Source organism: Streptomyces lucensis JCM 4490, from assembly GCF_014650035.1.
Classification (GTDB): Bacteria; Actinomycetota; Actinomycetes; order Streptomycetales; family Streptomycetaceae; genus Streptomyces; species Streptomyces lucensis.
The window spans coordinates 88338-105322 of sequence record NZ_BMUE01000017.1; the positions used below are offsets into that span (position 1 = coordinate 88338).

General features: G+C 73.3%; 13 protein-coding genes. 10 read left to right on the plus strand and 3 right to left on the minus strand.

Going from position 1 to position 16985, the window contains the following annotated elements; translation table 11 throughout:
- A complete protein-coding gene (gene gatB, locus IE177_RS29535; RefSeq protein ID WP_190018531.1) occupies positions 1-1515 on the plus strand; it encodes an Asp-tRNA(Asn)/Glu-tRNA(Gln) amidotransferase subunit GatB in 1515 nt (504 codons plus the stop codon).
- Positions 1516-1597: 82 nt separating this feature from the next.
- On the opposite strand, the gene IE177_RS29540 is transcribed toward gatB, so the two are convergent.
- Entirely contained in the window at positions 1598-2401 is an 804-nt protein-coding gene (locus tag IE177_RS29540) for an SAM-dependent methyltransferase (RefSeq protein WP_190018532.1), read from the minus strand.
- 183 nt (positions 2402-2584) lie between these two features.
- On the opposite strand from IE177_RS29540, the gene IE177_RS29545 reads away from it, so the two are divergent.
- From IE177_RS29545 to IE177_RS29570, 6 genes are all read left to right on the plus strand, one after another.
- Positions 2585-2980: a hypothetical protein gene (locus tag IE177_RS29545; RefSeq protein ID WP_190018533.1), complete on the plus strand. Its 396-nt coding sequence runs from the start codon at positions 2585-2587 to the stop codon at positions 2978-2980.
- 71 nt (positions 2981-3051) lie between these two features.
- Positions 3052-3627 carry a GNAT family N-acetyltransferase gene (locus IE177_RS29550; protein ID WP_190018534.1) on the plus strand — a complete coding sequence of 192 codons (576 nt, stop codon included), beginning with the start codon at positions 3052-3054 and terminating at the stop codon, positions 3625-3627.
- Positions 3628-3662: 35 nt separating this feature from the next.
- On the plus strand, positions 3663-4298 hold the full coding sequence (locus IE177_RS29555; RefSeq protein ID WP_190018535.1) for a hypothetical protein: 636 nt from the start codon (positions 3663-3665) through the stop codon (positions 4296-4298).
- Between the two features lie 205 nt (positions 4299-4503).
- Positions 4504-4686: a hypothetical protein gene (locus IE177_RS29560; protein ID WP_308431598.1), complete on the plus strand. Its 183-nt coding sequence runs from the start codon at positions 4504-4506 to the stop codon at positions 4684-4686.
- 176 nt (positions 4687-4862) lie between these two features.
- Complete coding sequence (locus IE177_RS29565) at positions 4863-7922, plus strand: helix-turn-helix transcriptional regulator (protein ID WP_190018537.1); 3060 nt, start codon at positions 4863-4865, stop codon at positions 7920-7922.
- A gap of 37 nt (positions 7923-7959) precedes the next feature.
- Positions 7960-8178, plus strand: a complete 219-nt coding sequence (locus tag IE177_RS29570) for a DUF6191 domain-containing protein (protein WP_190018538.1) — start codon at positions 7960-7962, stop codon at positions 8176-8178.
- A gap of 25 nt (positions 8179-8203) precedes the next feature.
- Here the strand turns inward: IE177_RS29570 and IE177_RS29575 are convergent, their stop codons facing one another.
- Positions 8204-9373: a PQQ-dependent sugar dehydrogenase gene (locus IE177_RS29575; RefSeq protein ID WP_190018539.1), complete on the minus strand. Its 1170-nt coding sequence runs from the start codon at positions 9371-9373 to the stop codon at positions 8204-8206.
- Between the two features lie 64 nt (positions 9374-9437).
- A complete protein-coding gene (locus IE177_RS29580; protein ID WP_190018540.1) occupies positions 9438-10436 on the minus strand; it encodes an aldo/keto reductase in 999 nt (332 codons plus the stop codon).
- A 76-nt stretch (positions 10437-10512) separates the two neighbouring features.
- Between IE177_RS29580 and IE177_RS29585 the strand changes: the two genes are divergently transcribed.
- The 3 genes from IE177_RS29585 (at position 10513) to IE177_RS29595 (ending at position 16966) form a co-directional block, all read left to right on the plus strand.
- Positions 10513-11490, plus strand: coding sequence for a 2-hydroxyacid dehydrogenase (locus IE177_RS29585; RefSeq protein ID WP_190018541.1), 978 nt, complete (start codon positions 10513-10515; stop codon positions 11488-11490).
- Positions 11491-11689: 199 nt separating this feature from the next.
- Complete coding sequence (locus tag IE177_RS29590) at positions 11690-14872, plus strand: putative bifunctional diguanylate cyclase/phosphodiesterase (protein WP_373305201.1); 3183 nt, start codon at positions 11690-11692, stop codon at positions 14870-14872.
- Positions 14873-15115: 243 nt separating this feature from the next.
- Positions 15116-16966 (plus strand): acetolactate synthase large subunit, encoded by a 1851-nt coding sequence (locus IE177_RS29595; protein ID WP_190018543.1) that lies wholly within the window; start codon positions 15116-15118, stop codon positions 16964-16966.
- The last annotated feature ends 19 nt before the right edge of the window (positions 16967-16985 follow it).

The following is a 16985-nucleotide window of genomic DNA, read 5'->3' on the forward strand; positions in this document are numbered from 1 at the left end:
GTGACCACCACGACCGACCTGGTGTCGTACGAGGACGCGCTGGCGTCGTACGACCCCGTCATGGGCCTCGAGGTCCATGTCGAACTCGGCACCAAGACCAAGATGTTCTGCGGGTGCTCGACCGAGCTGGGCGCCGAGCCCAACTCGCAGACCTGCCCGGTCTGCCTCGGCCTGCCCGGCGCGCTCCCGGTCGTCAACGCGACCGGCGTCGAGTCCGCGATCAAGATCGGTCTCGCGCTGAACTGCGAGATCGCCGAGTGGTGCCGCTTCGCCCGGAAGAACTACTTCTATCCGGACATGCCGAAGAACTTCCAGACCTCCCAGTACGACGAGCCGATCGCCTTCAACGGCTACCTCGACGTGCAGCTGGAGGACGGCGAGACCTTCCGCGTGGAGATCGAGCGCGCCCACATGGAGGAGGACACCGGCAAGTCGACGCACGTCGGCGGCGCCACCGGCCGAATCCACGGCGCGTCCCACTCCCTGCTGGACTACAACCGCGCCGGCATCCCGCTCATCGAGATCGTCACCAAGCCCATCACCGGTGCCGGCGAGCGCGCCCCCGAGGTCGCCAAGGCCTACGTCCGTGAGCTGCGCGAGGTCATCCGTGCCCTCGGCGTGTCCGAGGCCCGCATGGAGATGGGCCAGATGCGCTGCGACGTGAACCTGTCGCTGATGCCCAAGGGCAGCGAGAAGTTCGGCACGCGGAGCGAGACGAAGAACGTCAACTCCCTGCGCTCCGTGGAGCGCGCGGCCCGCTTCGAGATCCAGCGGCACGCGGCCGTCCTCGACGGCGGCGGCACGATCGTGCAGGAGACCCGCCACTTCCACGAGGACACCGGGTCCACGACCTCGGGCCGCGTGAAGGAGGAGGCCGAGGACTACCGGTACTTCCCGGAGCCCGACCTCGTCCCCGTGGCGCCCTCGCGCGAGTGGGTCGAGGAGATCCGCGCCGCGCTGCCGGAGATGCCGCTGGCCCGCCGCAACCGGCTGCTCGCCGACTGGGGCATCTCGGCCACCGACATGCAGGCGATCCTCAACGCCGGTGCGCTGGACCCGATCGTCGCCACCATCGACGCCGGTGCCGACGCGGCCTCCGCCCGCAAGTGGTGGATGGGCGAGCTGGCGCGCAGCGCCAACGAGTCCGGCAAGGCCCTGGACGAGCTGGCCATCACGCCGCAGCAGGTCGCCCGGGTCACCGAGCTGGTGAACTCCGGTGACCTGAACGACAAGCTGGCCCGCCAGGTCATCGAGGGCGTCCTCGCGGGCGAGGGCACCCCCGACGAGGTCGTCGAGAAGCGCGGTCTGAAGGTCGTCTCCGACGAGGGCGCGCTGACCGCCGCCGTCGACGAGGCCATCGCCGGCAACCCGGGCGTCGCGGACAAGATCCGCGGCGGCAAGGTGGCCGCGGCCGGCGCGCTGGTCGGCGCGGTCATGAAGGCCACCCGCGGCCAGGCCGACGCGGCCCGCGTCAAGGAGCTGATCCTCGAGAAGCTGGGCGTGAGCGAGGGCTGATCCCGCGCTCACCGTCACGGCCCCGGAGGCATGTCCTCCGGGGCCGTACCGCTGCCCGGGGCGACCCGTGCGGGCCATACCGCTACATGCGGCGCCCCACGACCCTGGCGAAGCCGAGCAGCCGCTCCCGGTCGGCGCGGAGGAGTTCCACGGACTGCCGGGCCAGGCCCGCCATGAACTCGCTCGGGCTGTGCTCGGCGCACACCTCGCTCCACAGCAGCCAGTCGCGCCAGCCGTCGTGCAGCCAGTCGGCCGTCTCGACCGTCACGGCCCCGGTGCGCGTCCAGTTCCGCCGCCACCAGGCGGGGGAGTGGAAGCACCAGAAGTCCGGTTCCCAGTGCGGCCCGAGGTGCTCCGGCGGCTCCGTGCCGTCGATCTCCTCCCGCACGGACGGCACCACCACCCCGATCCGGCCGCCCGGCCTGAGCAGCCGGGTCAGCGAGGGCAGGTACAGGTCGTCGGTGCCGAAGTACTGGTAGGCGTCGATCGACACGATCGCGTCGAACGTGCCCTCGGCGAAGGGCAGGTCGTGCGCCTCGGCGGACACCGGCAGCACGCGGTCGGCGACGCCCGCCTCGGCGATCCGCACGGCGTTGTCACCGGGCTTGATCCACAGGTCGGCCGCGGTGACCTGGACGCCGTACTCGCGGGCCAGGAAGACGGACGTCATGGCGCGCCCGCAGCCCAGGTCGAGCACCCGGGCGCCGGGCGGCAGCCGGTCCAGCCCGAGTGCGGGCGCCAGCCACTCCAGCAGCCACAGGGCGTGCGGGCCCATCTGGTTCTCGATGGTCCAGCGGGCGTCGTAGCGGTTGCTGCGGGGGTACCGCGGGTGGACGAGGCGGTCAGCCGGCGAGGGGTCCGGGGTCCTCGGTGTGATGTCGGACATCGGTGAACGGGCTCCTTGGTTCCTTCGTACGGAAGAGGCATGTGCGGGAGCTCGGTCGGACCGTCAAAAAAAGCACCTTCTTCGGTCGGCGGCGGTGTGCCGGTAGCGGACGGCGGGAGAGTAGCGGTCGCCGGGGCGGCCCGCATCCGGATTCCCCGGCGGCGGGTACTACGCTCGACCGCCATGAGCGGACGCACCGATTCCGGCATCCGGCCGGAGATGGCCGAGGTGGACACGGAGACGGCCGGATTGGATACGGAGACGGCCGGATTGGATACGGAGACGGCCGGATTGGACGCGGAGACGGCCGGAGTGGACACGGAGGAGCAGGAGGGGGATGCCCGGCGGGCCCGCTGGACCGCCGCCGGCACCGGGGGGCTGCTGACCCTCGCCGGGCTGGCCGCCGCGCTGCTCCGGCTCACCGGGTCCGCCCCGGCCCTCGTGCCCGCCGCCTACGCGCTCGGTGCCGCCGTGTGCTCCCTCGCCGCGGTCCTCGGCCTCAGGGGCCGGACCCGCAGGGCACTGTGGCTGCTGATCGCCGGGACGATGGTGATGGCGCTGGGCGACCAGTTCGACTGAACCGTCCCGCGCCGCGCGTGAGATGCTCGGCCCGGTCCCGGCCGGACGACTGCGGAAGGAACAGCGACGCGATGTACGCGACACCCCTGGGAGACAGCGGCGCCGAACTGCGCCCCCTGGAGGTATGGCACGCCGAGGAGCTCCTCGCCCACATCGACCGGGGACGGGAGTTCATCGGGCGGCACATCGGACTGCCGGACGCGGTGCCCGACCTGGACGGAGCCCGCGCCTGGCTGACGTCCTACGCCGGCAAGCGCGCCGCCGACGCCGGCAGTCTGCACGGGATCTGGCTGGACGGGCGGCTCGTGGGCGGGGTGCTGTTCCGCGTCTGGGACAGCCCGAGCGGCGTCTGCGAGGCCGGCTGCTGGCTGGAACCGGCGGCGGCCGGGCGCGGGCTGGTCACGCTCGGCATGCGGGTGCTGCTCGACTGGGCCTTCGACGAGCGCGGCATGCACCGGGTGGAGTGGCACGCGTCCTCGGCCAACGAGCCGAGCATCGGCGTGGCCCGGCGGCTCGGCATGACCCGCGAGGGCGTGCTCCGCGAGAACTACCCGCACCGGGGCGTGCGCACCAGCACCGAGGTCTGGGCGGTGCTCGCCCCCGAGTGGCGTGAGGCACGCGCGCGTACCGCGCGCGGCGAACGTTAAGGGACCTCTCAGAGAGGCTCCGTACGGTGCCGCGCATGGCAACGAAGACTGAGGAAGGCGCCGAGGCCGTCACCGAGGCGCGTACCGACGGGACGACGGCGGAGGCCGGCACCGCCGAGCAGCGGGAGGAGCGGGCCGCCGAGCGGCGGACGGCCGGGGAGGGGGCCGCCGAAGCCGAGGAGGCCGAGGAGGCCGCGGAGGCCGCGGAGGCCGCGGAGGCCGCGGAGGCCGTGAAGGCCGTGAAGGCCGGGACCCGGGACGGCGACGACACGGCCCCCTCCGGCGTCGGCCAGGGCGCCGGTGCCGTCGTCTCCGCCGCGCTCGGCCTGGTCTCGCTCAGCGGCGGCTGGATCGGCACCCTCGCGGGCGCCCGCGAGCAGCTCGTCGGCCAGCTGCGGACGTCCACGTCCGCGAGCGTCGCCACACAGCTGAAGGAGGTCTACGGCGACTCCTGGCACACCACCGCGCTGTGGGCCGGGCTGTTCGCGCTGGCCGCCCTGGTCACCGGCGTGGTCGTGCTCGCGCGGTCCGCGTTCACGGCCCCCGGCCGCCCGAAGGCCGCCTGGAGCAGGTCGGTCGCCTGGGCGGGCGTCTCACTCGGCGTCATCGGCCTGCTCCTGGCCGTCCTCAAGTACTCCGACGCACTGCTCGGCCTGCCGTCGGCCGGCTGAGAATCCGCAGGTCCCGGGGGCCTTAGGGAGTCCGTGAGTACCTTACGGGCCCCCTGAGGCCCCCTTACGCGCGCCGGCGGGCCGCCGGCGGCCCCAAGATGCGGAACTCTCCCGATGTGGCGCACCCCCCTCGGAGACGAAGGTTGAGGCATCGCAGAAAGCGAAGCACCACACCGCCTCTCCCGAAGGACACACCGTGATCGAGATGGAGTACCACCGGATGCGCGCGGCCCAGATGATCCGCGAGGCCGAGGAGCACCGCCTGGCACGCGAGGCCGCACGCAGCCGCCGCGCCGCCCGCCGGGCGGAGTCCGCCCACGACGGGAGCCCGGCCGCCGAGCCCCATACCGGCCGGCCCCGCCGGCACCGGCCGCCGCGCACCGCATGACCGCGGACGAGGGCGGGGGCCGCACGGGGGTCGGCCCCCAACAGTCCGAGGGTCGTACGACTTCCCAGCGAAGTCGTACGACCCTTCCGTCTGCTCGTACGACCATCCTGATCACCGGTACGACCATCGCACCGAAGCTGTGGAAAACCGCTGCCCCGCCGTCCGGGGCTCGTGCGATGCTCGGGACCGTGGAGACCAGGTCAGTCAGTCCCGTGTTCGTCGGCCGCACCGACGAGTTGGGCACCTTGAACGACGCGCTCGCCCGTGCCGCCGCGGGAGAGCCGCAGGCGCTGCTGCTCGGCGGTGAGGCAGGGGTCGGCAAGACCCGCCTCGTCGAGGAGTTCACCATGGCCGCGGGCCGCCGGGAGGCGGTCGTCGCGCTCGGCGGCTGCGTGGAGATCGGCGCCGACGGGCTGCCCTTCGCCCCCTTCTCCAGCGCCCTGCGCGCCCTGCGCGACGCCCTGCCCGAGGAGTTCGCCGCCGCCGGCGCCGGCCAGGAGGAGGAACTGGCCCGGCTGCTGCCCGAACTCGGCGAGGCCACCTCCAGCCGGCACGACGAGCAGGGCATGGCCCGCCTGTTCGAACTCACCGCCCGGCTGCTGGAGCGGGTGGCCGCCGACCACCCGGTCGTGCTCGTCCTGGAGGACCTGCACTGGGCCGACGCCTCCACCCGCCACCTCCTCGCCTACCTCTTCCGCACCCTGCGCACCGGCCGCCTCGTCGTCCTGGCCACCTACCGCTCCGACGACATCCACCGCCGCCACCCGCTGCGCCCCCTGCTCGCCGAACTCGACCGGCTGCGCACCGTCCGCCGCATCGAGCTCGCGCGCTTCACCCGCGACGAGGTCGCCCGCCAGATCGCCGGGATCCTCGCCGCCGAGCCCGACCCCGCCCGGGTCGACGAGATCTTCGAACGCTCCGACGGCAACGCCTTCTTCGTCGAGGAACTCGCCGTCTCGGGCTGCGAGGGCTGCTGCGACGGCCTCACCGACTCCCTGCGCGACCTGCTCCTGGTCCGGGTCGAGAAGCTGCCCGAGACCGCCCAGCGGGTCGCCCGGGTCGTCGCCGAGGGCGGCTCCACCGTGGAGTACCGGCTGATCGCCGCCGTCGCCCAGCTCACCGAGGACGACCTCATCGAGGCCCTGCGCGCCGCCGTCGGCGCCAATATCCTCACCGTCACGCCGGCCGGCGACGGCTACCGCTTCCGGCACTCCCTGGTCCGCGAGGCGGTGGCCGACGACCTGCTGCCCGGCGAGCGCTCCCGCCTCAACCGCCGTTACGCCGAGGCCCTGGAGGCCGACCCCGCGCTCGTCGCGGCCGACGCCCGCGTGATGCGCCTGGCCAGCTACTGGTACCACGCCCACGACGCGGCCAAGGCCCTGCCCGCCGTCCTGGACGCCTCCGTCGCGGCCCGCCGCCGGCACGCCTACACCGAACAGCTCCGGCTCCTGGAACGGGCGATGGAGCTGTGGGACAGCGTCCCGCAGGAAGTGCGCTGCGCCCTGCGCCCGGTCGACTACACCGAGGTCTACCCCCCGTGCGGCTGCGACCCGGCCACCACCCCGCTGAACTACCTCGACCTGATGGCCGAGGCGGCCGTCGCCGGCCGCTTCGGCGGCGAACGCGAACGCGCCCTGAAGATAACCAAGCGGGCGCTGCGCCTCCTGGAGGACGAGCCGGACGCCCTGCGCGCCGCCTGGTTCTGGGTCCAGCGCTCGCGCCTGGTCCAGGCCCAGGGACGCGGCGACGGCTGGCAGGAACTCGCCACCGCCCAGGACCTCGTGCGCGGTCTGCCGCCCTCCGAGGTGCACGCCGAGGTGCTGGCCCTCGTCGCGGGCTGGTCCATGCTGCACCGCCCGGGGCCCGAGGCCTTCGCCGCCGCGGAGCGGGCCGTGGAGTACGCGCGCATGGTGGGCGCCCGGGACACCGAACTGCACGCCCGCCTCACCCTGAGCGGACTCAAGGTGGACGCCGGCGACCCCGAGACCGGCCTCGCCGAGATGCGGGAGGTGCTGCAGGACGCCCTGGCGGAGGGCGTGCACCACGTCGCGGGCCGCGCCTACGTGAACCTGCCGTCCGAGCTGCAGTCCGTCGGCCGCGACCGGGAGGCCGCCCCCCTCATGCGCGAGGGCATCGCCTACGCCCGCAAGCACGGCCTGCTGGACTCCGAGGCCTGGACCTGGGGCAACCTCTCCGACGCGCTCTACTCGCTCGGCCAGTGGCCGCAGGCCGCGGAGGCCGCCGCGCACGCGACCCGGGTCGGCCACAGCGCCAAGCCCCGCGGCGCCGGCGCCCTGAAGCTGGCCCACCTCGCCCTGGGCCGCGGCGACCTGGCCGAGGCCGACCGGCAACTCGCCGCGGCCCGCGCCCACTACGGCACGCACGACCCCATGCCCCAGGCGTCCCTGCCGCTGGCCCGGCTCGCCCTCGGGGTCGCCGCCGCGCAGGGCCGCATCGCCGACGCCCGCGCCGAACTGCTCCACGCCCTGGAGGCCGGTTTCCCGCCCGGCACCCAGCGCTACGGCTGGCCGCTGCTGCTCGCCGCCGCCACCGCCGAGGCCGACGCCCGCTCCCTGCCCGCCGCCCAGGCCGACCGCGCCGACATCCTCGACCGCCTCGAGAAGGCCGTGCGGAAACTCACCACCGGCGCCCCGCTCTGGCAGGCCTACGCCCAGTGGACCCGCGCCGAACTGCTCCGGGCGCACAGCCGGGACACCCCGGACGCCTGGTCCCCCGTGGTCACCGCCTTCGAGTGCCTGGACCGCCCCTACGACCTCGCCCGGGTCCGCCACCGCCTCGCCGCGGCGTTGCTGAGCCAGGGCGGCGACGACGAACGCGACCGCGCGCTGGAGGTGCTCCGGCTGGCCGCCGCGGTCGCCGACCACCTCGGCGCACGCCCGCTCGCCGACACCGTCGCCCGGCTCGCCCAGCGCGCACGTCTCACTCTGGCCCGCACCCCCCGGCAGGCCCTCGCCCCCGCGGACCCGGCCGCCGCCCTGGGCCTCACCAGCCGGGAACGGGACGTGCTGCGCCTGGTCGCGGCCGGCCGCACCAACCGCCAGATAGCCGAGACGCTGTTCATCTCCCCGAAGACCGCGAGCGTCCACGTCTCCAACATCCTCGCCAAGCTCGGTGTCTCGGGCCGGGGCGAGGCCGCGGCGCTGGCCCACCGGCTGGAGCTGTTCACCGAGGAGACGCTCTCGGAGGAGACGCTCACTGCCGGAAAGACGCCCTGAGACCTACGCTGGAGAAAACCGGCAAAGGGGAGCAGCCGTGTTCAACGCCTTCGAGGAACTGTTCGCACCCGGTCGCAAACACACCCGGGACGAACAGAACCGGTTGGAGCTGACCCGCGAGGACGTCGGTGACGGCGACCCCGGCCACGGCCCCATCGACCTGTCCTCCGGGAAGGCCGTCATACGGCTGCCGGAGCGACCGCCCGCCGGGGCGGGGCCCGAACAGGGCGGGACGGTGGGCCCGGAAGAGGCGTGAGCGGGGCGGCGGGCGGGGGCCCGGCCTAGTTCACCTCCGCCTCCAGCACCCGGTCGTCCCCCTTGTCCGGCGTGCCGCGGCCGTCGGTGTTGCTCGTCACCAGCCAGACCTTGTGGCCGCCCGCCGGGACCACCGTGCGGAGCCGGCCGTAGGCGCCCTTCAGGAACGCCTGCGGGGCGGCCGAGGCCTCGGTGCCGTTCAGCGGGACGCGCCACAGACGCTGCCCCTTGAGGCCCGCCATCCAGATCACGCCGTCGACGTAGGCGATGCCGCTCGGGGAGGCGCCGTCGGTGTGCCACTGGGCCACGGGGTTCTGGAACCCGGGCTCGGCGGACTTCCCCTCGGCGTCCGGCCAGCCGTAGTTGCCCCCGGGCTTGATCGCGTTCAGCTCGTCCCAGGTGTCCTGGCCGAACTCCGAGGCGAACAGCCGCTGTTCGCGGTCCCAGGCCAGTCCCTGGACGTTCCGGTGGCCGTAGGAGTACACGGGGGAGCCGGGGAACGGGTTGCCCGGCGCCGGTTCGCCCTCCGGGGTCAGCCGCAGGATCTTGCCGCCCAGGGACTTCCTGTCCTGCGCCAGCCCCTTCCGGCCGCTCTCGCCGGTGCCCGCGTACAGCATCCCGTCCGGGCCGAACGCGATCCGCCCGCCGTTGTGGATGTAACCCTTCGGGATGCCCTTGAACACCGTGTCCGGTGCGCCCAGTTGCTCACCGGCCGGCCGCTGCCCGTCGTACAGCATGCGCACGATGCGGTTGTCCGACGCCGAGGTGAAGTAGGCATAGACCATGTGGTCCGAGGCGAACCCGGGGGAGAGGGCGATGCCCAGCAGGCCGCCCTCGCCGTTCGCGGAGACCCCGGAGACCGCGCCCAGCTCGGTCGTCCTGCCCGTCCTCTCGTCGATCCGGGAGATCGTCCCGTCGTCCCGGGAGGAGACCAGCAGGCCGCCGCCGGGCAGCGGGGCCAGCCCCCACGGCGTCTTCAGGCCCTCGGCGACGGTGCGCAGCACCTTCACCGAGCCCTTGGCCGCAGGGACCGGTGCGGTGGCCCGCGAGGAGGGGCCGGTGCCGGTCGCCGTGCCCTTCGGCGGGGTCCTCCCGGCGTCGTCCGGGAACCCCCCTCCGCCGGAGGAGCAGCCGGCCGACAGCAGGAGGGCGGCCGCGGCCAGCACGGCCGGCACAGCTCGACGTCGCACGATCATGGTCCCTTCGAGGCGGTGATCCGGTCCAAGGCTCTCCCTCTCGCACGGCGGGCCCGCGGACCGCTCAGTCCCACGATCCCAGGGCCGGCGGCAGTGCGGAAACCTCCGCCAGGTCCTCCCCGGTCAGCCTCAGACCGGCCGCGCCCGCGTTCTGAGCGGCCCAGCGCTCCCGCTTGGCGCCCGGCAGGGCGATCACGTGCCGGCCCTGGGCCAGCACCCAGGCCAGGGCGACCTGGGCCGGGGTGACGTCCTCGCCGTGGCGCCGCGCGATCCGGCGCAGGCCCGCGACGATCGGCTGGTTCGCCGCCATCATCTCGGCCGTGAACCGCGGGTGGCGCGCCCGCAGGTCGTCCGGTTCGAAGCCCTCGCCGGGGGTCAGTGTGCCGGTCAGGAAGCCGTTGCCCAGTGGCATCGCCGCGAGGAAGCCCACGCCCCGCGCCTCGCACCACGGCAGCAGCCCGTCCAGCGCCTCCGGCGACCACACCGACAGCTCCGCCTGCACCGCGCTCACCGGGAACACCTGCTGCACGCGCTCCAGTTGGCGCAGGGTGGTGTCGTACAGGCGGCCTCCCGAGCGGCGCCCGCCGCGCGCCCCCACCGCGCACAGACCCAGCGACCGGACCTTCCCGGCCCGCACCAGTTCGGCCATCGCGCCCCACGTCTCCTCCACCGGGACCTCGGGGTCGGCGCGGTGCAGCTGGTAGAGGTCGATCACGTCCGTCTGCAGCCGGCGCAGCGAGGCGTCGCAGGCCCGCTTCACGTATCCCGGGCGGCCGTTGGCCACGATGTGCTGCTCACCCACCAGCAGCCCCGCCTTCGTGGACACGAACGCCTCCCGGCGCCGCTCCTTGAGCACCCGGCCCAGCAGCAGCTCGTTCGTGAACGGACCGTACATGTCCGCGGTGTCCAGCAGGTCCGAGCCCAGGTCCAGCGCCCGGTGCACGCATCTCAGCGACTCGTCCCCCCGCTGCCGCGACCCGCTGTACGCCCAGCTCATCGGCATGCACCCGAGTCCGACGGCCCCCACCGCGAGCGCCCCCGCGCCGATCGTCCTGCGCTCCACCTGCTCGTGAACCTCCCTCAGCCCGGCCCCCAACCTAACCTCTGCGCCCGCGCGTCTTTGACATAGCCTCCTCGGCATGAGCGCAGACGTTTGGCTTCCCATCCCGCCGGAGGAGATCGAGGGGCTGCCCGAGGGCCCCCGGTACCTGTTCTGGGACGGTGGCGAGGACGGTGAGCAGCCCTTCCCCGGCGATCCCGCGGACTGCGTCGTGTACGTGGTGCCGTACATGAAGCGCGGGGCGGTCAAGGCGCGTCCGCTGGAGCACCTGACCGGCGTCCGGGTCATCCAGACGCTCACGGCGGGCGTCGACGACGTCACCGCGCGGCTGTCGTCCGTCGTGCCCGGTGTGCGGCTGTGCAATGCGCGCGGAGTGCACGAGGCGAGCACCGCCGAACTCGCGCTGACCCTCACCCTGGCCGCCCTGCGCGGCATCCCCGGGTTCGTCCGGGCCCAGCAACAGGAGCGCTGGGCGAGCGCGTTCCACCAGTCCCTGGCCGACAAGAATGTCCTCATCGTCGGCTACGGCTCCATCGGCGCCGCCATCGAGGACCGGCTCGAACCGTTCGAGGTCGCGCGGGTGGCGCGCATCGCGCGCTCCCGGCGCACCACTGCGCGCGGTCTTGTGCATCCGATCACCGATGTGCTCTCGATGCTCCCGGACGCGGACGTCGTGATCCTCTCCACGCCGCTCACACCGGACACCCTGGGCCTCGTCGACGCGGGCTTCCTCGCCCGGATGAAGGACGGCGCGCTGCTGGTCAACGTCGCCCGCGGGCCCGTCGTCGACACCGGGGCGCTGCTCGCCGAGCTGGAGAGCGGCCGCATCACCGCCGCCCTGGACGTCACGGACCCGGAGCCGCTGCCGCCGGGCCATCCCCTGTGGCAGGCGCCCGGCGTGCTGATCAGCCCGCACGTGGGGGGCCCCTCCTCGGCCTTCCTGCCCCGCGCCAAGAGGCTGCTCACCGACCAGCTGACCCGGTTCGTGAACCAGGAGCCCCTGCGGAACGTGATCCTTACGACGGACGCGGGCACCGCGGGAACAAAGGGGCGCTGACCCCCTTCCAGCACCCTCCGCAATCTTTCGGGCGCGCTCCGTGCCCCCATCGCCGCTGGTCGTCACGGAGCGTAGAGAAGCTATGTCCCTGAGTGACGATCCTGGTGTATCGTCCCGACAGGGGCAGCGCCGCTGACCGTTCGGCGCCGGGGACGGACATTTCAGATTTGTGAGGGGGGCGACGGGCGATGCACGGCCTATGGACGAACGATCCGACGCGGCGGAGCCGCCGACGGCGACCCTGGCGCACGGCCACGCGCAGACGCGGCCACCACACCAGCCACCACACCAGCCAGCAGCGCAGGCACAGCGGCCGCAGGAGGCACGCGCGCCCGGCGCACCGCAACCGGCAGCAGCCGGGGGCGGCGAGCACCGGGAGGCCCCGGTGAGCGCGCCGCCCTCTGTGACCAGCCCCCCCGGCGAAGCGGTGCGCGCACCGCGGCCGCAGCAGGCGCCGCCGCGCCGGCCGCCCGCCCGGGGGAGTGCGCGACTGACGGAGCAGCTCGTCCTCGCCCTGATCTGCGCGGCCTACGCCGTCGGAGCCGCGTTCGACTGGGGAACCGAGGAAGTCGCACTCGTCATGGGCGACTTCGGGCTGAGCGCCGCGGCGGGCATCGCCGCCGTCTCGTGCGTCCTGTACGCCCGTACCACGCGCGTGCGGTTCCGGTCCGCCTGGCTGCTGTTCGCCCTCTCCTCGGCGATGGCGTCCCTGGGCAACGGTGTCTGGGGGTGGTACGAGGTCGTCCTCGGGCAGTCCGTGCCCAGCCCCAGCTATGCCGACCTGTTCTTCCTGTGCTTCGCACCGCCCGCCATCGTGGGCCTGCTCGTCCTCGCCAAGCGCCCGGTGACCCGGGCGGGCTGGATCTGCCTGGCACTGGACGCCTGGCTGATCGGCGGCTCGCTGCTCACCCTGTCGTGGAGCCTCGCGCTCGCGCAGGCGGCGCGCTTCGACGGGCCGAGCGTGGCGCACACCGCGCTGTCGCTGGCGTACCCGCTGCTCGACATCGCGCTCGTCAGCATGGTCCTGGCCCTGCACTTCCGGCGCGCCCAGGGCAACCGCACGGCGGTGAACACGGCGATCGGCGCGCTCGCGCTGACCGTGATGTGCGACGCGCTGTTCACCTCGCCGCTGCTGCACAGCAGCTACCACTCCGGGCAGCTGCTGGACGCCGGCTGGTTCGGCGGCTCCCTGCTGCTCGCCTACGCCCCCTGGGCCACCCCGCGCGGCCGCACCCGGCAGGAGGCGCGGGGACCGGACGGGCGCACGCGCGTGGTCCACGAGCACCTGCCCGGACAGCGCGGCACCGGCCACCACCCGACCGCACCGGCACCCGCACCGGCACCCTTGCCCGGAGGCGACACCGGCCGGTACCCGGCCGGCCGGCCGATCACCGGCTCCCTCGCCGCGCTCACCCCTTACCTCGCCGCCGCGGTGTGCACCCTGGGCATCCTGTACAACGTCCTCAACGGCCGCAGACCCGACCACGTCGTGCTGATCACCGCGGGCGCCGTCGTGCTCGCGCTCGTCATCCGCCAGGGCATCATGCTGCTGGACAACATCACCCTCACCCAGGAGCTGGCGCAGAAGGAGAACCACTTCCGCTCCCTGGTGCAGGGCTCCAGCGACGTGATCATGATCGCCGCGCCCACCGGCGTCCTGCGGTACGTCTCACCGGCCGCAGCCGGGGTCTACGGCCGGCCCGCCGAGGAACTGGTGGGCAGCGAACTGGCCGCGCTCATCCACCCGGAGGACCTGGGCTGCGTGGTCCACGAGGTGCGCCGCTTCCTCGCCGCCAGCCCACTGGAGGAGCCCACCACGCGCATCGAGTGCCGGTTCCGCTCCGGCGACGGCGGCTGGCTCAACGTCGAGTCCACCGTCAACCGCCATCACGGCGGGCTCATCTTCAACAGCCGGGACGTGACCGAGCGCGTGCGCCTGCAGGCGCAGCTGCAGCACAACGCCGAGCACGACCCCCTCACCGACCTGCCCAACCGCGCGCTGTTCACCAGGCGCGTCCAGCAGGCCCTGTCCGGACGCCGTTCCACCGACCGGGGCGCCGCGCTGCGCGGCACGGCCGTGCTCTTCATCGACCTGGACGGCTTCAAGGCGGTCAACGACACGATCGGGCACCAGGCCGGGGACGAGCTGCTCGTCCAGGCCGCCCGCAGGCTCCAGGACGCGGTCCGGCAGGGAGACACCGCCTCCCGGCTGGGCGGCGACGAGTTCGCCGCCCTCATCGCCGGGGACGGCACCCGTGACCGCGCCGCCCGGGAGCGGAACATCCTGGAGCTGGCCGACCGCTTGCGGACGACCCTCTCCCAGCCCTACGCCATCGACGGCAACGATGTCCGGGTCAACGCCTCCATCGGCGTCGCCTTCGCCGAGGCCGGACTCGGCGCGGGCGAACTGCTGCGCAACGCCGACCTCGCGATGTACCGCGCGAAATCGGCCGGCAAGGGCCGGGTCGAGCTGTACAGACCCCAGATGCAGCAGGACGTCGTACGCAAGGCGGAGCTGGCCACGCGGCTGCGCGCCGCGCTGCACGACGGCGAGTTCACCCTGCTGCACCAGCCGGTGGTGTGCCTGGAGAACGGCCGGATCACGGCCGCCTCCGCGCAGGCGCGCTGGCGTTCGTCCCAGGGGGTGCTGTTCACCCCGGCCGAGTTCCTGCGGGTGGCCGAGGACGGCGACAAGACCGCCGAGCTGGACCGCTGGATCCTCCAGGAGGCCGTGGCGGAGGCCGCCGAACGGGCCGCCACCGGACTCGCCGTCCCCGTGGCGGTGCGGGTGAGCGCCCGGCGGCTGCTGGACCGCTCGATGCCGCTGGGCTCCGTGGAGGCGCTGCTGACCCGGCACGGGCTGCCGCCCGGCGCACTGGTCGTGGAGCTGTCCGACACCGATCCCCGGGTCGGTCTGGACGAGTTGGAGCGGCGGCTGACCGCCCTCAGCAGACTCGGGGTGCGGATCGCGCTGGACGGCTTCGGCAGCGGCTACGCGGCCATCACCGCGCTCAGACGGCTGCCCGTGGACATCCTCAAGCTCGACCGCGGCCTGGTCGAGGGGGTCGTGGAGTCCGCCCGCCTGCACAAGATCACCGGGGGGCTGCTGCGCATCGCCGGCGATCTGGGCCTGCAGTCCGTCGCCGAGGGGGTGGACCTGCCCGAGCAGGTGGCCGCCCTGCGCGCGATGGGCTGCACGCACGGGCAGGGCATGGCCTTCGCCGGTGCGCTGGACGAGTACCGGCTGCGCCGGGCGCTCGGCTCGGGGCGCTACCCGGTGCCGCACGAGCAGGCCGAACCGGCGCTCGCGGGCAGCGCGAGCGGCTTCGGCGGCGGGGGCAGGCTGCGTCCGCATGCCGAGACGCCCGTCCCACCCACTTGACACGTGGTGCGCGTCGGGGGGAGGGTCAGTTCCATGCGCACCCGAATTCTCGTACTTGGACAGCGCGTCGGCTGAGCTGGGACCCACCGGAAGACGATCCGGAATCCCCAGTGACCTCCCCGACGCGCTCCCCTCGCTTGCCTTGCGGCACGAGGGGTTTTTTGTTGCACCAGTGCCCTGCGTGCAGCGCGTGAACTCCGCCCGAACCTCGCAAAAACCCTCAGCATCGAGAAGAGAATGCCGATGACCGAGCAGGCCACCGGGGCCCACCATCCGCAGCCGCGGCCCCGTTCCGGAGGACAGCACTCCGCCCCCGTCGAGCACGTCACGGGTGCGCAGTCCCTCATCCGCTCCCTCGAGGAGGTCGGGGCGGACACGGTGTTCGGCATTCCCGGCGGCGCCATCCTCCCGGCGTACGACCCGCTGATGGACTCCACCCGGGTGCGGCACGTCCTGGTCCGGCACGAGCAGGGCGCCGGCCACGCGGCCACGGGGTACGCGCAGGCCACCGGCAAGGTCGGCGTCTGCATGGCCACCTCGGGTCCGGGCGCGACGAACCTGGTCACGCCGATCGCCGACGCGCACATGGACTCGGTGCCGCTCGTGGCGATCACCGGGCAGGTCGCGTCCAAGGCGATCGGCACGGACGCCTTCCAGGAGGCGGACATCGTCGGCATCACCATGCCGATCACCAAGCACAACTTCCTGGTCACCAAGGCCGAGGACATCCCGCGGACGATCGCGGAGGCCTTCCACATCGCCTCCACCGGCCGCCCCGGCCCGGTCCTGGTGGACATCGCCAAGGACGCCCTCCAGGCGAGGACCACCTTCTCCTGGCCGCCGGTCACGGACCTGCCCGGCTACCGCCCGGTGACCAAGCCGCACGCCAAGCAGATCCGCGAGGCGGCCAAGCTGATCACCTCCGCCAGGCGGCCCGTCCTGTACGTCGGCGGCGGCGTCCTCAAGGCCCGCGCCACCGCCGAGCTGAAGGTCCTCGCCGAACTCACCGGAGCGCCCGTCACCACCACCCTGATGGCGCTCGGCGCGTTCCCCGACAGCCATCCGCTGCACGTGGGAATGCCGGGCATGCACGGTGCGGTCACCGCCGTCACCGCGCTGCAGAAGGCCGACCTGATCGTCGCCCTCGGAGCCCGCTTCGACGACCGCGTCACCGGCAAGCTGGACAGCTTCGCCCCGTACGCCAAGATCGTCCACGCCGACATCGACCCCGCCGAGATCGGCAAGAACCGCCCCGCCGACGTGCCGATCGTCGGTGACGCCCGCGAGGTCATCGCCGACCTGGTCCAGGCCGTGCAGAAGGAGCACAGCGAAGGCCACAAGGGCGACTACACCGCATGGTGGAGCGACCTCAGCCGCTGGCGCGAGACCTACCCGCTCGGCTACGACCAGCCCGAGGACGGCTCGCTCTCCCCGCAGGCGGTCATCGAGCGCATCGGCCGGCTGGCCCCCGAGGGCACGATCTTCGCGGCGGGCGTCGGCCAGCACCAGATGTGGTCCGCGCACTTCATCCAGTACGAGCGGCCCGCCACCTGGCTGAACTCCGGCGGCGCCGGGACGATGGGCTACGCGGTCCCGGCCGCGATGGGCGCCAAGGCCGGGCGGCCCGACCGCACGGTCTGGGCGATCGACGGCGACGGCTGCTTCCAGATGACCAACCAGGAACTGACCACCTGCGCCCTGAACAACATCCCGATCAAGGTCGCCATCATCAACAACGGCGCCCTCGGGATGGTCCGCCAGTGGCAGACCCTGTTCTACAACCAGCGCTACTCCAACACCGTGCTGCACAGCGGCCCGGACGACGTGAACCCGGAGGCCAAGGGCACGCGCGTGCCGGACTTCGTGAAGCTCTCCGAGGCGATGGGCTGCGTGGGCCTGCGCTGTGAGCGGCCGGAGGACCTGGACAAGGTCATCGAGGAGGCGAACTCCATCAACGACCGTCCGGTCGTCATCGACTTCATCGTCCACGAGGACGCGATGGTCTGGCCGATGGTCGCCGCCGGCACCTCCAACGACGAGATCATGGCCGCCCGGGACGTCCGCCCCGACTTCGGCGACAACGAAGACGACTGAGCCGGGAAGAGCGAAGAGG

Excerpts from the sequence above, each read along its gene's own strand:
- IE177_RS29540 (WP_190018532.1), bottom strand. The coding sequence starts at position 2,401 with ATGTCCGACATCACACCGAGGACCCCGGACCCCTCGCCGGCTGACCGC.
- IE177_RS29545 (WP_190018533.1), top strand. The coding sequence starts at position 2,585 with ATGAGCGGACGCACCGATTCCGGCATCCGGCCGGAGATGGCCGAGGTG.
- IE177_RS29550 (WP_190018534.1), top strand. The coding sequence starts at position 3,052 with ATGTACGCGACACCCCTGGGAGACAGCGGCGCCGAACTGCGCCCCCTG.
- IE177_RS29555 (WP_190018535.1), top strand. The coding sequence starts at position 3,663 with ATGGCAACGAAGACTGAGGAAGGCGCCGAGGCCGTCACCGAGGCGCGT.
- IE177_RS29560 (WP_308431598.1), top strand. The coding sequence starts at position 4,504 with ATGGAGTACCACCGGATGCGCGCGGCCCAGATGATCCGCGAGGCCGAG.
- IE177_RS29565 (WP_190018537.1), top strand. The coding sequence starts at position 4,863 with ATGCTCGGGACCGTGGAGACCAGGTCAGTCAGTCCCGTGTTCGTCGGC.
- IE177_RS29575 (WP_190018539.1), bottom strand. The coding sequence starts at position 9,373 with ATGATCGTGCGACGTCGAGCTGTGCCGGCCGTGCTGGCCGCGGCCGCC.
- IE177_RS29585 (WP_190018541.1), top strand. The coding sequence starts at position 10,513 with ATGAGCGCAGACGTTTGGCTTCCCATCCCGCCGGAGGAGATCGAGGGG.
- IE177_RS29590 (WP_373305201.1), top strand. The coding sequence starts at position 11,690 with ATGGACGAACGATCCGACGCGGCGGAGCCGCCGACGGCGACCCTGGCG.
- IE177_RS29595 (WP_190018543.1), top strand. The coding sequence starts at position 15,116 with ATGACCGAGCAGGCCACCGGGGCCCACCATCCGCAGCCGCGGCCCCGT.